13 protein-coding genes are annotated in these 13,371 nt (G+C 65.7%); 6 read left to right on the top strand and 7 right to left on the bottom strand.

Translation table 11 applies throughout. The annotated features are described in order from the left end of the window. Positions 1-43 precede the first annotated feature (43 nt). The gene (locus tag SHTP_RS30530; RefSeq protein ID WP_172900591.1) at positions 44-457 is read left to right on the top strand and encodes a hypothetical protein; all 414 of its coding nucleotides are present in this window, start codon (positions 44-46) and stop codon (positions 455-457) included. A 190-nt stretch (positions 458-647) separates the two neighbouring features. On the opposite strand, the gene SHTP_RS22965 is transcribed toward SHTP_RS30530, so the two are convergent. From SHTP_RS22965 to SHTP_RS22945, 5 genes are all read right to left on the bottom strand, one after another. After that, complete coding sequence (locus SHTP_RS22965; protein WP_096371884.1) at positions 648-1,229, bottom strand: hypothetical protein; 582 nt, start codon at positions 1,227-1,229, stop codon at positions 648-650. A 36-nt stretch (positions 1,230-1,265) separates the two neighbouring features. After that, positions 1,266-1,829 carry a hypothetical protein gene (locus tag SHTP_RS22960; protein WP_096371883.1) on the bottom strand — a complete coding sequence of 188 codons (564 nt, stop codon included), beginning with the start codon at positions 1,827-1,829 and terminating at the stop codon, positions 1,266-1,268. Between the two features lie 91 nt (positions 1,830-1,920). Further along, positions 1,921-2,397 (bottom strand): (2Fe-2S)-binding protein, encoded by a 477-nt coding sequence (locus SHTP_RS22955; protein ID WP_020788863.1) that lies wholly within the window; start codon positions 2,395-2,397, stop codon positions 1,921-1,923. After that, positions 2,390-3,277, bottom strand: coding sequence for an FAD binding domain-containing protein (locus tag SHTP_RS22950; RefSeq protein ID WP_096371882.1), 888 nt, complete (start codon positions 3,275-3,277; stop codon positions 2,390-2,392). Before SHTP_RS22950 ends, SHTP_RS22955 begins: the two co-directional genes overlap by 8 nt. Further along, a complete protein-coding gene (locus SHTP_RS22945) occupies positions 3,274-5,604 on the bottom strand; it encodes a xanthine dehydrogenase family protein molybdopterin-binding subunit (RefSeq protein WP_096371881.1) in 2,331 nt (776 codons plus the stop codon). The genes SHTP_RS22950 and SHTP_RS22945 overlap by 4 nt, the downstream gene beginning before the upstream one ends. Before the next feature lie 159 nt (positions 5,605-5,763). Here SHTP_RS22945 and SHTP_RS22940 point away from each other — a divergent pair, with 159 nt between their 5' ends. Next, positions 5,764-6,312 (top strand): nucleotidyltransferase family protein, encoded by a 549-nt coding sequence (locus SHTP_RS22940; RefSeq protein WP_096371880.1) that lies wholly within the window; start codon positions 5,764-5,766, stop codon positions 6,310-6,312. Between the two features lie 15 nt (positions 6,313-6,327). Here SHTP_RS22940 and SHTP_RS22935 read toward each other — a convergent pair whose 3' ends face one another. Both SHTP_RS22935 and SHTP_RS22930 read right to left on the bottom strand, forming a co-directional pair. Next, on the bottom strand, positions 6,328-6,705 hold the full coding sequence (locus tag SHTP_RS22935) for a PE family protein (RefSeq protein ID WP_020731633.1): 378 nt from the start codon (positions 6,703-6,705) through the stop codon (positions 6,328-6,330). Between the two features lie 196 nt (positions 6,706-6,901). Beyond that, on the bottom strand, positions 6,902-8,365 hold the full coding sequence (locus SHTP_RS22930) for an amino acid permease (protein ID WP_096371879.1): 1,464 nt from the start codon (positions 8,363-8,365) through the stop codon (positions 6,902-6,904). 342 nt (positions 8,366-8,707) lie between these two features. On the opposite strand from SHTP_RS22930, the gene dnaK reads away from it, so the two are divergent. From dnaK to SHTP_RS22910, 4 genes are read left to right on the top strand one after another with little or no spacing between them, the layout of a single operon-like run. Next, positions 8,708-10,576 (top strand): molecular chaperone DnaK, encoded by a 1,869-nt coding sequence (dnaK, locus tag SHTP_RS22925; RefSeq protein WP_096371878.1) that lies wholly within the window; start codon positions 8,708-8,710, stop codon positions 10,574-10,576. Then, a complete protein-coding gene (grpE, locus tag SHTP_RS22920) occupies positions 10,573-11,226 on the top strand; it encodes a nucleotide exchange factor GrpE (RefSeq protein ID WP_012392597.1) in 654 nt (217 codons plus the stop codon). The genes dnaK and grpE overlap by 4 nt, the downstream gene beginning before the upstream one ends. A gap of 57 nt (positions 11,227-11,283) precedes the next feature. Beyond that, on the top strand, positions 11,284-12,474 hold the full coding sequence (dnaJ, locus tag SHTP_RS22915; protein ID WP_096371877.1) for a molecular chaperone DnaJ: 1,191 nt from the start codon (positions 11,284-11,286) through the stop codon (positions 12,472-12,474). Further along, positions 12,475-12,861, top strand: coding sequence for a heat shock protein transcriptional repressor HspR (locus SHTP_RS22910; protein ID WP_012392599.1), 387 nt, complete (start codon positions 12,475-12,477; stop codon positions 12,859-12,861). Positions 12,862-13,371: the final 510 nt, after the last annotated feature.

Genomic DNA, 13,371 nt, shown 5'->3' with positions numbered 1-13,371 from the left:
TGCGGCGAAATCGGCTCACAGGCCCGGCGGCAAATTGATCACGGTGGGTATCGACGGCGTGAGCTGCGAAGGGAAAGTTGGCATCGCTCCGGGGGACATCGGGTTTGTCGTGGTCGTCGTGGTGGTGGTCGGCGCCGTGGTGGTCGTCGTGGTGGTGGTCGGCGTCGTGGTGGTGGTTGTCGTCGTGGTGGTGGTCGTGGTGGTCGTGGTGGTGGTCGTCGTGGTGGTGGTTGTGTTGGTCGTCTTGGTCGGCGCCGTGGTGGTGGTCGGCGTCGTGGTGGTCATGGTGGCGGTCACCGTCTTGGTTACCGACGCGGGGGTGGGGCGACCATGGGCAAGCTGGATGATGCCGAAAATGATCAGCCCGATCAGGACCGCGATCAACACGCCCCAACTCGCCAACGCCAGGGGCTTGCGCCACCCCGGGGTGGGTTCGGGCGGTGGCTGTTGGCCGTAGCCGCCACCTTGGTCGCCGTAACCGTAGTTGCCGTACGCGGTTGGATCACCGGCGCCGTAGTCCGGCGGATCGTGCCTTGCCACGGCCGCTGATGGTAGCCGCTGCGGTCAGCCCGACCCCGCAGCAACGCGGTTCGTTACCGGACGGTAGCCCAATTGCGTCTCTAGCCGGTCGGCCTGGGCATTGACGGCTAGGGCAGGTGGGGCGGCAGGGTGATCGTCGTCGGCACTCCCGGGATGGTGATCACAGACGGCAGCGGCGGCAGATGCGGGAAGCGATGCGTCGGGGGATGCGTGGGTTGTTGGGGTGGCGGCTGGACCCGGGGGGTAGTGGCCGGCGCGACCGTCGTCGTCGTGGTGGTCGGCGGGGTTGTGGTGGCCGTCTCGGCGGTGGTGGTCGACGTGGTGGTGGAAGGCGTCGTCGTGCTCGGGTTGCCGGTGCCCAGCCGGTCGCTGATCAGCTCGATGATGCCGTAGACGATCAGCGCGATCAGGATCATGACCAGCAGTGCCCAGCCGGTCAGCGTCACCGGATTGCGATACCACGGCTTGGGCTCGGCCTCCGGCTTCTCCTGGTCGTAGCCCTCAGCGGATGCGAACTGCTCGGACGGATTGGGTGAATCGGGGCCCGGCGGGGCCTGCGGGGGTGGCCCGGACTGCGGGCCGGCCGGCCGCGACGGTGGGGCACCGGCCGGCGGCCTTCCGCCCGCCGGGTAGCCGCCGTATTGGGTCGGTTGGCTGTGGAAGTCGTCAGGTGGGCCGTAGCGTGCCACGGAACCGATGGTACTGACGCCGCGGCGCCAGTCAGGTCAGAACGTCTCTACCTTGTCGATGCTGACGAACATGCCGTGCCCGGTGCTGTTGTTCTGGAAGCGGGTGCCGTCGGTGGTGGCGGTGATGATCCAGCCTTGCGCGTCATAGGTCTTGTAGTCGATGGTGACGGTCGGGATCGCGCCGAGGTTGCCCAGCACCCACTGCACGTTGCCGGCCGAGGTGATGTGCACACCGTTGGCGTGCTCCCCGTCCTTGATAGGGGAATTGGTGAACGGCGCTTCGCAGCCCACGCTGTCGTGGTTGATCTGGCAGCGTGTCTGGCCGGATTTGGTCTCGATGAAGACATAACCGTTGTCGTCGGGCGGCAACGGGATGGCGCCGGCGGGCGAGGTCGGGCTGGCCGGCGACGTGGGCTGGCTGGGTGACGTGCTGGTCGGCGGCGACGTCGTTGGTCGGCGCGTCGGAAAAGACGGCTCGGTTGGCCCCGCTCCCGGAGTAGCGATCGGTTTGCCGTCGATGGTGGCGTCGCACCCGGCGGCCAGCACAGCAGCAGCCGACAGGGCCAGCAGGCCCCACCGTGTTTTTTGCGGTAAACGCACGCGTTACTCCCCGAGAAATCCAGATATCAGAATTCAGATTACGCACGAGCGAACGCAAGTCACCGCAGTGACGCACCTTGGGACCAGCCCATCATTGCGACATCAGCTCCGAGGCCCGTCGGGTAGCCGCGACAATGCCCTGGTAGCCGGTGCAACGACAGAAATTCCCGGACAGGCCTTCACGTATCTGCTCGTCGGTGGGATCGGGATTGTCGCGCAACAGCGCGGTTATCGACACGACGAAACCAGGGGTGCAAAAGCCGCACTGAAGTCCATGGCACTCCCGCAAAGCCGACTGCACCGGCGAGAGCTCGCCGTCAGCTGACGCGATGCCCTCCACCGTCGTCACGTCGGCCCCGTCCGCCTGCACCGCGAACAGCAGGCACGAGCGCACGGCATCGCCTCCCACCAACACCGTGCAGGCGCCGCACGCCCCGTGCTCGCAGCCCAGATGGGTACCGGTGAGTCCGCACTTCTCCCGTAGAAAGTCGGCCAATGTCATCCGCGGTTCGACCCTGGCGGCAACGCGACTGCCGTTGACTGACAACTGGACTGATCGTTCATGCATGGGCGGTCTCCGCGTTCGCTTCCTGGACGGCCCGCGACCAGGCGCGGGCCGTCATGACCGCACCCACCTGGGCGCGGTAGGACGCTGACCCCTGCAGATCGGACGCAATGTCATCCAGGCCGGACATGGCGCTCTGGCCGATCTGCTCGGGTACCAGCTCGTCGATCGGCTTGCCGAGAACGGCCGCCTCCGCCGCCGTCGCCCGCCGAGGGGTAGGGTCCAGGCCGAGTAGCCCTATCGCGCAGCGCGATACCCGGTGCTCGTCGTCGAGTTGGACGGCGACCGCCGCGCCGGCGATCGCAAAGTCGCCGTGCCGGCGCGAGAATTCCCGCATCGCGAAGCCGGACTTGCCCGTCCAGGTGGGAAAGCGGACCCCGGTGAGCACCTCATCGGGCTCCATCGCGGTCTCCCAGAGCCCGGTGAAGAACTCCGCTGCGGGGATCTCGCGGTGTCCGCGTGGTGACAGCACCTCCATGACCGCATCGAGGGTGAGCGCCACCGTCGGGTATTCGCCCGCGGCATCGGCATGCGCGATCGAACCACCCAACGTGCCCCGGTTGCGGATCTGAAAGTGCCCGATGTAGGGGGTTGCCCGGGCTAGTAGCGGAATCGACTGGTGCACTTGGGAATTGGTCCCCACCTTGCTGTCTGGAGTCCCCGCGCCGATCCACAGTTGATCGTCGCGGAGCTGGATTCCCTGCAGTTCCCCTAACCGGGAAATGTCGATGAGATGGTCGAAGAAGGCCAGGCGCATCGACAGCATTGGCACCAGGCTCTGCCCGCCCGGCAGAATCTTGGCGTCCTCACCCAATTCGGCCAGGAGGCCCACGGCTTCCTCGGCTGTATCGGGGCGGTGATAGTCGAACGACGCCGGCTTCATCGGGACGCTCCGGCCAGCAGCGAGGCCACCGATGCGGGGCTGGCCGGCAACCGGGTGACGGTCACCCCCAACGGTGCCAGGGCGTCGTTGATGGCGTTGATGACCGCAGGCGCGGAACCGATCGCCCCGCCTTCGCCGGCGCCCTTGTAGCCGCCCGGCCCCGGGCCGGGTATTTCGACGTGGCCGTACTCGATCGGTGGGACCTCGGTGGCGGTCGGCAGCAGGTAGTCGACAAACGTGGTAGCCAGGGGGTTTCCGTCGTCGTCGTAGGCGAGGTTTTCCATCAACGCGCCACCGATGCCCTGCACCGTGCCGCCGGCGATCTGCCCCTCTACCACCGCGGGGTTGATCATCGGTCCCACGTCTTCGCTGACCACGTAGCGCAGCAACGTGACTTTGCCTGTCTGGGTATCGACTTCGCAGGTGCAGGCGTGTGTTGCGTTGGCCCAGTGAATGGGATTGGGCGAGTTGAACCGAGCGGTCCCCTCCAACTCGGTCGACATCGCTGACGGCAACTGCTGCGGCGAGTAGTAGGCGGTATAGGCCAGCTCGCCAAAGATCACCTGCCTTGCCGGATCGCCGCGCACCGCTGCTTTCGAATGCGCCAACTCCACTTCGGATTCGGCCACCTCGAGGTGGTGCGCGGCCAGCGCCACGATTTTCTCGCGCAGGATCTTTCCCGCCTCGTTGACGGCTCCGGCGGTCATCGGGCCGCTACGGGAGCCTTGGGTCCCGGCGCCGTAGGGCGTGATCGCGGTATCGCCCTGGATCGTGGCCACGTCGTCGATATCGGCGCCGAGCGCGTCGGCGGTCAACTGAATGACGTTGGTTTCCAGGCTGTTTCCGCTTGACCCGCCGTTGACGTAGACGTTGACCTTGCCGGTCGGTTCCATGCGAATTGTGGCCCCTTCGGTGGCCAGATGGCCGGTGGCGGCGCCGGTTGGCTCGATGTAGGCCGAAAGCCCGAGACCGAGGTATCGGCCGTGTGCCAGCGCCTCTCGCTGTTCGCGACGAAAGCCTTCGTAATCAAGGATTTTCACGGCCTGTTCGAACGTCTCGATCGGGGCGACGTGGTCGTAGGGCATGCCGTTGGGGTTGACGTAGGGCATTTCTTCGCGCCGCAGCAGGTTGCGCCGGCGCAGTTCGATCGGATCGATACCCATCTTGCGGGCCGCGATGTCGAGAAGGATCTCGCGCGCCAGCGTTTCGTATTGCCAGGGACCTCGGTAAGCGGCCAACCCGCTGGTGTTGGAGAAGACCGTCTTGTAGCTGAAGCTGGCTTTGGGTATCCGGTATGGCCCAGGGAAGAACATTCCGATGGCGGCCGTGGTCAACACCGGATACGGCGTCGGATACGCGCCGATGTCCATGATGAAGTCGACATCGGCCGCCTGGATGTTGCCGTCGCTGTCGAAGGCCATCCGTGCGGTGCCGTCAACGTGGCGGGCTTGCCCGGCCGACATCAGGTTTTCGCGCCGATCCTCGATCCATTTCAGCGCCCCGGGTACCTTGCGGGCCGCCAGCATGATGCACATGTCCTCGCGCATCGGGACGACCTTCTGGCCAAAGCCGCCGCCGGTATCGCGCATGATGACTCGAACCCGTTGTGCGGCCATGCCTAACAGGCGTGCGCAGAATGCCCGGAGCTCATGGGGCGTCTGGGTGGAAGCCCAGAGGGTGAGTTCTTCGGAGGCGCGCGCCCATTCGGCGACCAGCCCGCGGGTCTCGATCGGGACCGGCGCGTACATCTGTTGGTAGATGTTCTCGGTCACGACGCACGGCGATGTGGCGAAGGTCTGCTCGTCGGGTGGCGCCCCGGCCAGGCCACCCGCGACATTGTCGGGGTAGCTCTCGTGCACCAGCACATCCGACGATTGGGCTCGGGTGAAATCGGTGATCGCGGGCAGCGGTTCGTAGTCGATGTCGACGAGCTCGATCGCATCCTCGGCGACATAGCGGCTCTCGGCGACGACCAGAGCAACCGGGTCCCCGACGAATTTCGCGTCCCGCTCGGCCAGCGGCGGTCGGGGTGTGTCCGCAACATCCCTGCCCGCGACGGCGTGCCAGGCCTCCTTGACGTCCGCGTTGAGGTCGGCCGCGGTGAATACCGCGTGCACGCCGGGTAGAGCCAGTGCCGCGGTGGTGTCGATGCCGTTGATCCGGGCGTGGGCGAAGGGGCTGCGGACGAAGCAGGCGTGCAGCATGCCGGGCCGCGAGATGTCGTCGACGAAGCTGCCGTGACCGGTCAGCAGCCGGCCGTCTTCAACGCGCGGTACGCGGGTCCCCGCGTACCGGGGTGCGGGGGCCTCTTGCATGTCCTGGGTCATGCCGCTCCGTCCGATTGTCGCCCAATGAGAAGCTCAATGTCATCCTAGGAGAGTGTCGTTACCGTAGTCGATAGTCGCCATTGCGCGTGCCGTCGCAGGTTGGGGGCGCGATGACATCATGGGCGGTGTGGTGGTGATCGGAGTTGACAGTCGCCGGCGATGTGCGAGCTGACCCGCGTCGTAGCGGTGTTGCTGGCCGCGGGGGCCGGCCGGCGCTACGGGAAGCCGAAAGTTCTGGTTGAGGGTTGGCTGGAGACCGCGGTGGCCGCGCTGCGCGGCGGCGGTTGTGCCGATGTGGTGGTGGTGCTGGGCGCGGCCCCGGCGGCCGTTCCCTCGGGCGTCACCGCCGTCACCGCCCCGGATTGGCAGCAGGGCCTGAGTGCGTCGGTTCGCGCCGGCTTGGTGCAGGCCGACCGGATGAAGGCCGATTACGTCGTATTGCACGTGATCGATACACCCGATGTCGATGCGGCGGTAGTAGCACGAGTTGTTGGTCGTGCGTTGGGATCAAGTAGCGGTCTGGCGCGGGCGTACTTCGGGGATCGCCCCGGCCACCCCGTCGTTATCGCCCGCCGTCACTGGCCGGAGATACTGGCCCGCATGACCGGCGACCATGGCGCGGCCGCCTACCTGGCTGCCCGGCGAGACGTCGAAAACGTTGACTGTCTTGATCTGGCCAGCGGCAGCGACATTGACCGACCCGTCTGACCTGATTCGTGGGCGCTAGCCGCCGCCACCGGCGGGGCTGGCGTGATTGGGGTCTGGTTGCGGGCTCGGAAGGGACGCGCGCTCGGCTTGCCGGGCCGCAAGCAGGGCGTAGAACTCGGCCTCAGCGGCTTGATACCGTTCCGCTGCGCACTTCACGGCCTGCACGAACGAGCCATGAAACTCCGCTGCATGGATGCTGAGCACCCGGTAAGCCTGGGCGCACTCGGAGAACAACGACGCAATGGCTGCCGAAACCTCATCTTCGGCGGCGGCGACCACGCTCGTGATCGCTGGCGCCGCCACCACATTGGCCGCGCCCAGCGCCGAGCCGATGCGCTCCATCTGCGTCGCCGCCCCCACCAACATCTCCGGCGTGGCAACCACAAACGACATAACGATCTCCCGTCGATCATGTCGACGAAATCACGATAGGTCGCCAGTTAGCCGATGACGCCGCGGGCGCTCGCGTTCTTGCCAAGGTCAAATATTCCCCGCGCCGTCGGTGGGCGCGGCTTCGGCGTTGCGGGGATGCCCGTGTCTACCGGCGGTGGCCACGACGGACGTGCCGGCTGGTGGAGCCCAGCGGGCATCACATGGGTAAACCGGTGTGACCACTCTCCGGCTGGGCCGGTTCGAGGGTATCGCGGGCGGCCACTTTTACCCGGTTTCGAACCAGATACCAACCGCCGACCAGCGCGGGGACACCCACCAAGATGGCGGCCAGCATCCAGCGACCGTAGGTCTCGTCGAACAGCATCAGAATCAGCACGCTCGCCAGGAAAGCCAGCGTGATCCAGCCGCTGTAGGGGGACAACGGCATCCGGAAACTCGGCCGTTGCAGCACGCCGCTGATGGTCAACCGGTGGAAGCGCAGCTGGCAGGCAACGATGGTGGCCCAGGCGGCGATTACCCCCGTCGCCGCGATGTGCAGCACGATCTCGAAGGCCTGACTGGGTTTGACGGCGTTGAGCACGATGCCCAACATGCCGATCCCGGCGGTCAGCAGGATTCCGCCGTACGGCACCCCATTCTTCGACATCGGCGCGGTGAATTTAGGGCCACTGCCGTTGATGGCCATCGATCGCAGGATCCGGCCCGTCGAATACAAGCCGGCGTTCAGGCTCGAGAGAGCGGCGGTGAGCACGACGATGTTCATCACGCTGCCCGCGCCCTCAATTCCGACCTTGGAAAAGAACGTCACGAACGGGCTGACGTGTTCGCGGTAGGCCGTGTAGGGCAGCAGCAGGGCCAGCAGAACTGTCGACCCTAGATAGAAAAGCCCGATGCGGAACACCACCGAGTTGATCGCACGCGGCATGATCTTCTCGGGCTCGGCCGCCTCTCCGGCGGCGGTACCGACCAATTCGATGGCGGCATAGGCGAACACCACCCCAGAAGTGACCAACACCAGCGGCACCAGGCCGGTCGGCAAGAATCCGCCGTGGCTACGCCACAGCCCTAGCCCGGTTTCCTGACCGTCGACGTGGAAGCCTCCCGCTAGGAAGATCGACCCGATGATCAGGAATATCACCAGCGCTATCACCTTGATCAGGGCTGCCCAGAATTCCAGCTCGCCGAAGAGCTTGACCGAGATCAGGTTCATCAACAACACGCTCACCAGCGCGACCAGCGCCAATGTCCACTGCGGGACGAATTGCAGCGCTTTCCAGTAATGGCAGTAGTGGGCGATCGCGGTGGTGTCCACGACCCCTGTCATGGCCCAGTTCAGGAAGTACATCCAGCCCGCGACGAAGGCCACCTTCTCGCCGAAGAATTCGCGGGCGTAGGACACGAAAGATCCTGACGAGGGGCGGTGCAGGACGAGTTCGCCCAGGGCTCGCAGGATCAAGAAGACGAAGAAGCCGCAGATCCCGTAGACCAGGAACAAGCCGGGTCCTGCGAATGCGAGCCGACCGCCCGCGCCGAGGAAGAGTCCGGTCCCGATCGCCCCGCCGAGCGCGATCATCTGCAGCTGGCGGTTCTTGAGGGACTTGTGATAGCCCCTGTCTTCGCGGGTGAGTCTCGCGGTCGCGGCGGTGTCTAGCGGTGGCATCAAGCTCCTGCTGTCATGGCTTCCCGGAACGCGTCGACGCGAACACCCCCAAGCAACGGATGGGTGTCAGGCTAGCGCACGATTGCGCTGATGGCCCAGCGTTAACCGGTACGGAACATTTCGCCATCTGGGCTCACTCCGACCATGCGCTGCGGCGGGCCGGATGGGGGAGTGCGTACCCCCGGGAACAAGACGCGATGGACCGGCGTTAACATGTTCGACAAGTTGAGCGAACCATACTCAACCTTGAGGTTGACAGCCTTGCTGCGGCCGGAGCAGGCTTGAGCGGGGTTCACTCAGCATAGTGCAGTAACAAGATCTACCTACTCAGGAGGAATCACTATGGCTCGTGCGGTCGGTATCGACCTCGGGACCACCAACTCCGTCGTCGCGGTTCTAGAAGGTGGCGACCCTGTCGTCGTCGCCAACTCCGAGGGCTCTAGGACGACTCCGTCCGTCGTGGCGTTCGCTCGTAACGGTGAAGTGCTGGTCGGCCAGCCCGCCAAGAACCAGGCGGTGACCAACGTCGACCGGACTATTCGCTCGGTCAAGCGCCACATGGGTGGCGACTGGTCCATCGAGATCGATGACAAGAAGTACACCACGCCGGAGATCAGTGCCCGCGTGCTGATGAAGTTGAAGCGCGACGCCGAGGCCTACCTCGGTGAGGACATCGCCGACGCGGTGATCACCGTCCCGGCGTACTTCAACGACGCCCAGCGTCAGGCCACCAAGGATGCCGGTCAGATCGCCGGCCTCAATGTGCTGCGGATCGTCAACGAGCCGACCGCGGCCGCGCTGGCCTACGGCCTGGACAAGGGCGAGAAGGAACAGACCATCCTGGTCTTCGACCTCGGCGGTGGCACCTTCGACGTCTCCCTGCTGGAGATCGGCGAGGGTGTGGTTGAGGTGCGTGCCACCTCGGGTGACAACCACCTGGGCGGCGACGACTGGGACGACCGCGTTGTCGAGTGGCTCGTCGACAAGTTCAAGGGCACCAGCGGCATCGACCTGACCAAGGACAAAATGGCCATGCAGCGGCTTCGGGAAGCCGCCGAGAAGGCTAAGATCGAGCTCTCGAGCTCGCAGAGCACCTCGATCAACCTGCCCTACATCACCGTTGACGCGGACAAGAACCCGCTGTTCCTCGACGAGCAGCTGACCCGCGCCGAGTTCCAGCGCATCACGCAAGACCTGCTGGACCGCACCCGCAAGCCGTTCCAGTCGGTCATCGCCGACACCGGCATCTCGGTGTCCGACATCGACCACGTGGTGCTCGTCGGCGGCTCGACCCGTATGCCGGCGGTCACCGAACTGGTCAAGGAGCTCACCGGCGGCAAGGAGCCCAACAAGGGCGTCAACCCCGATGAGGTGGTTGCCGTGGGCGCCGCGCTGCAGGCGGGTGTGCTCAAGGGTGAGGTGAAAGACGTTCTGCTGCTGGACGTCACGCCGTTGTCGCTCGGTATCGAGACCAAGGGTGGCGTGATGACCAAGCTGATCGAGCGCAACACCACGATCCCGACCAAGCGGTCGGAGACCTTCACCACCGCCGACGACAATCAGCCGTCGGTGCAGATCCAGGTGTATCAGGGTGAACGCGAGATCGCCGCGCACAACAAGCTGCTCGGGTCCTTCGAGCTGACCGGCATCCCGCCGGCCCCGCGCGGTGTGTCCCAGATCGAGGTCACCTTCGACATCGACGCCAACGGCATCGTGCACGTCACGGCCAAGGACAAGGGCACCGGCAAAGAGAACACCATCCGAATCCAGGAAGGCTCGGGCCTGTCCAAGGACGAGATCGACCGGATGATCAAGGACGCTGAGGCGCACGCCGCCGAGGACCACAAGCGTCGCGAGGAAGCCGACGTCCGCAACCAGGCCGAGACGCTGGTCTACCAGACGGAGAAGTTCGTCAAGGAACAGCGCGAAGCCGAGGGCGGGTCCAAGGTTCCCGAGGACACGCTCAACAAGGTGGATGCAGCCGTGGCGGAAGCCAAGTCGGCGCTGGCCGGCACCGACATTGCCGCAATCAAGTCGGCGATGGAGAAGCTCGGCCAGGAGTCGCAGGCGCTGGGGCAGGCCATCTACGAAGCCACCCAGGCTGACGCGGCGGCTGCAGGCGTACCCGGCGGCCAACCCGGCGGTGCCGAGCCCGGCGCCGACGACGTGGTGGACGCGGAGGTGGTCGACGACGACCAGGAGTCCAAGTGAGCGAGGGCAATCCACAGGAACAGGTAACTGTTACCGACAAGCGGCGGGTCGATCCCGAGACCGGTGAAGTCCGGCACGTCCCTCCCGGCGATACGCCGGGAGGGACGCCTCCGGCGGGCGCGGACAGTTCGGCCGCCAAAGTCGCCGAGCTGACCGCCGATCTGCAACGCGTGCAGGCTGACTTCGCCAACTATCGCAAGCGGGCGTTGCGCGATCAGCAGGCCGCCGCGGATCGGGCCAAGGCCTCGGTGGTCAGCGAATTGCTGCATGCCGTCGACGACATCGAACGGGCGCGCAAACACGGGGACCTGGATTCCGGTCCGCTCAAGGCGGTCGCCGACAAGATGATGAGTGTGTTGACCGGGCTGGGGCTCAAGTCGTTTGGCGCCGAGGGCGAGGACTTCGACCCCGTGCTCCACGAGGCCGTGCAACACGAGGGCGACGGCGGGCAGGACGCCAAACCGGTGATCGGCACCGTCATGCGTCAGGGTTACCAGCTCGGTGAGCACGTGTTGCGAAACGCGCTGGTCGCGGTCGTCGAAACGATTGCCGACGACACCTCCGAAGCGGGATCCACTCAGCAGCCGGCCGATAGCGGCGAAGCCGGGCGACCCGACACCGCCGATAACGCCGACGCCCCAGCTGAATAGGGCCCAGAATCAGGACGACAACAAAAAATGGACATGAAGGTAAGGAGGTGACGCGGCATGGCCCAGCGTGAATGGGTCGAGAAGGACTTCTACAAGGAGTTGGGCGTCTCCTCCGACGCCGCACCTGAAGAGATCAAGCGGGCGGCTCGCAAGCTGCTCGCCGAGAATCATCCCGACCGCAACCCGGGGAACAAGTCGGCCGAGGACCGCTACAAGGCGGTATCCGAGGCCAAAGAGGTGCTCACGGATCCGGCCAAACGCAAGGAGTACGACGAGACTCGTCGGCTCTTTGCGGGAGGCGGATTCGGGGGCCGCCGCTTCGACACGGGTGGCTTCGGCGGCTTCACAGGGGGGCCCGCATATGGCTCCGATGGCGCCGAGTTGAACCTCAATGACTTGTTCGACGCCGCCGGCCGGTCCGGGGGCACCAACATCGGCGACTTGTTCGGCGGCCTGTTCGGACGCGGCGGCAGCGCTCGTCCGAGCCGGCCCCGCCGCGGCAACGACCTGGAGACCGAGACCGAACTGGACTTCGTGGAGGCAGCCAAAGGCGTGGCGATGCCACTGCGGCTGACCAGTCCGGCGCCGTGTACGAACTGCCACGGCAGTGGCGCGCGGCCGGGCACCAGCCCGAAGGTGTGTCCCAACTGCAACGGTGCCGGTGTGGTCAACCGCAACCAGGGCGCGTTCGGTTTCTCCGAACCTTGCACCGATTGCCGGGGAAGCGGCTCGATCATCGAGCACCCCTGCGACGAGTGCAAAGGCACCGGCGTCACGACCCGCACCCGCACCATCAATGTCCGGATTCCACCCGGCGTGGAGGACGGGCAGCGGATCAGGTTGGCCGGGCAGGGCGAGGCCGGGTTGCGCGGTGCACCGTCGGGAGATCTCTATGTCACCGTGCACGTGCGGCCGCACCAGGTCTTCGGCCGTGACGGCGACGACCTCACCGTCACGGTTCCGGTCAGCTTCACCGAACTAGCTTTGGGCTCAACGCTTTCGGTGCCAACGCTGGACGGCAGCGTCGGTGTCAAGGTGCCGCAGGGCACCGCCGACGGGCGCATCCTGCGGGTTCGCGGCCGTGGCGTGCCCAAACGCAGCGGAGGTAGCGGCGACCTGCTCGTCACGGTCAAGGTGGCCGTCCCGCCGAATTTGGAAGGGGCTGCCAAGGAGGCGCTGGAAGCCTACGCGGCGGCCGAGCGGTCCAGTGGGTTCGATCCCAGGGCCGGTTGGGCAGGTAATCGCTAGATGGCTAAGAACTCGAGAGAAGGGGAAGCCCGAACGTTTCTGATTTCGGTGGCGGCGGAGCTCGCCGGAATGCACGCGCAGACGCTGCGCACCTATGACAGGCTTGGTCTGGTCAGCCCGCGCCGGACATCCGGTGGCGGGCGCCGCTATTCGGAACATGACGTCAATCTGCTGCGTCAGGTTCAGCAGCTCTCTCAGGAAGAGGGGGTCAACCTCGCGGGCATCAAGCGCATCATCGAGCTGACCAACCAGGTCGAGGCGCTGCAGTCGAGGTTGCAGGAAATGGCCGACGAGCTCGAGACGATGCGGGCAAAGCAGCGCCGCGAGGTGGCGCTGGTGCCCAAGAGCACGGCGCTGGTCGTGTGGCAGCCGCGCCGGCCCCGCTGAGCCGGCTTTCCGCCACACCCCGCCGGGCTACGGCCCGGTGCCGGTATTGAAGAACCCGGAGAGGTTGGATCCGGTGTTGAAGAAGCCCGAGATGTAAGCTGCGGCGTCTTTGACCTTGCTGGTGTTGAAGAAGCCCGAGACGGTGTTGCCCACGTTCACCAGGCCCGATTGCAGCTCGCCGAAGTTGTAGACGCCCGAGGTCTGGCTGCTTCCGGAGCCGAACGGATCCATGCTGCCGTTGAGGAAACCCGAGTCGTAGCCGCCGATGTTGCCAAGCCCCGACGTGAAGCCCTTACCGGAGTTGAAGAATCCCGACGAGTCGTTGTTGGTGAAGTTGAAGAAGCCCGGCGCCGGGTCCATGTCGACCGCGATGTTCAGTGGCCCGCCATCGAAATTGATGGTGGTATTGAGAGCCGGGGGACCCACCGTGAAGTTCTGGCTGGACCCGCCGATCTGGATGCTCGGGATCGTGATCGCGGGGATGTCGAAGGAATACTTGAACGGGTAGTT

Origin of the sequence: Mycobacterium ulcerans subsp. shinshuense, assembly GCF_002355775.1 — a bacterium.
GTDB lineage: Bacteria > Actinomycetota > Actinomycetes > Mycobacteriales > Mycobacteriaceae > Mycobacterium > Mycobacterium marinum.
This window is presented reverse-complemented; position numbering and strand designations above follow the sequence as displayed.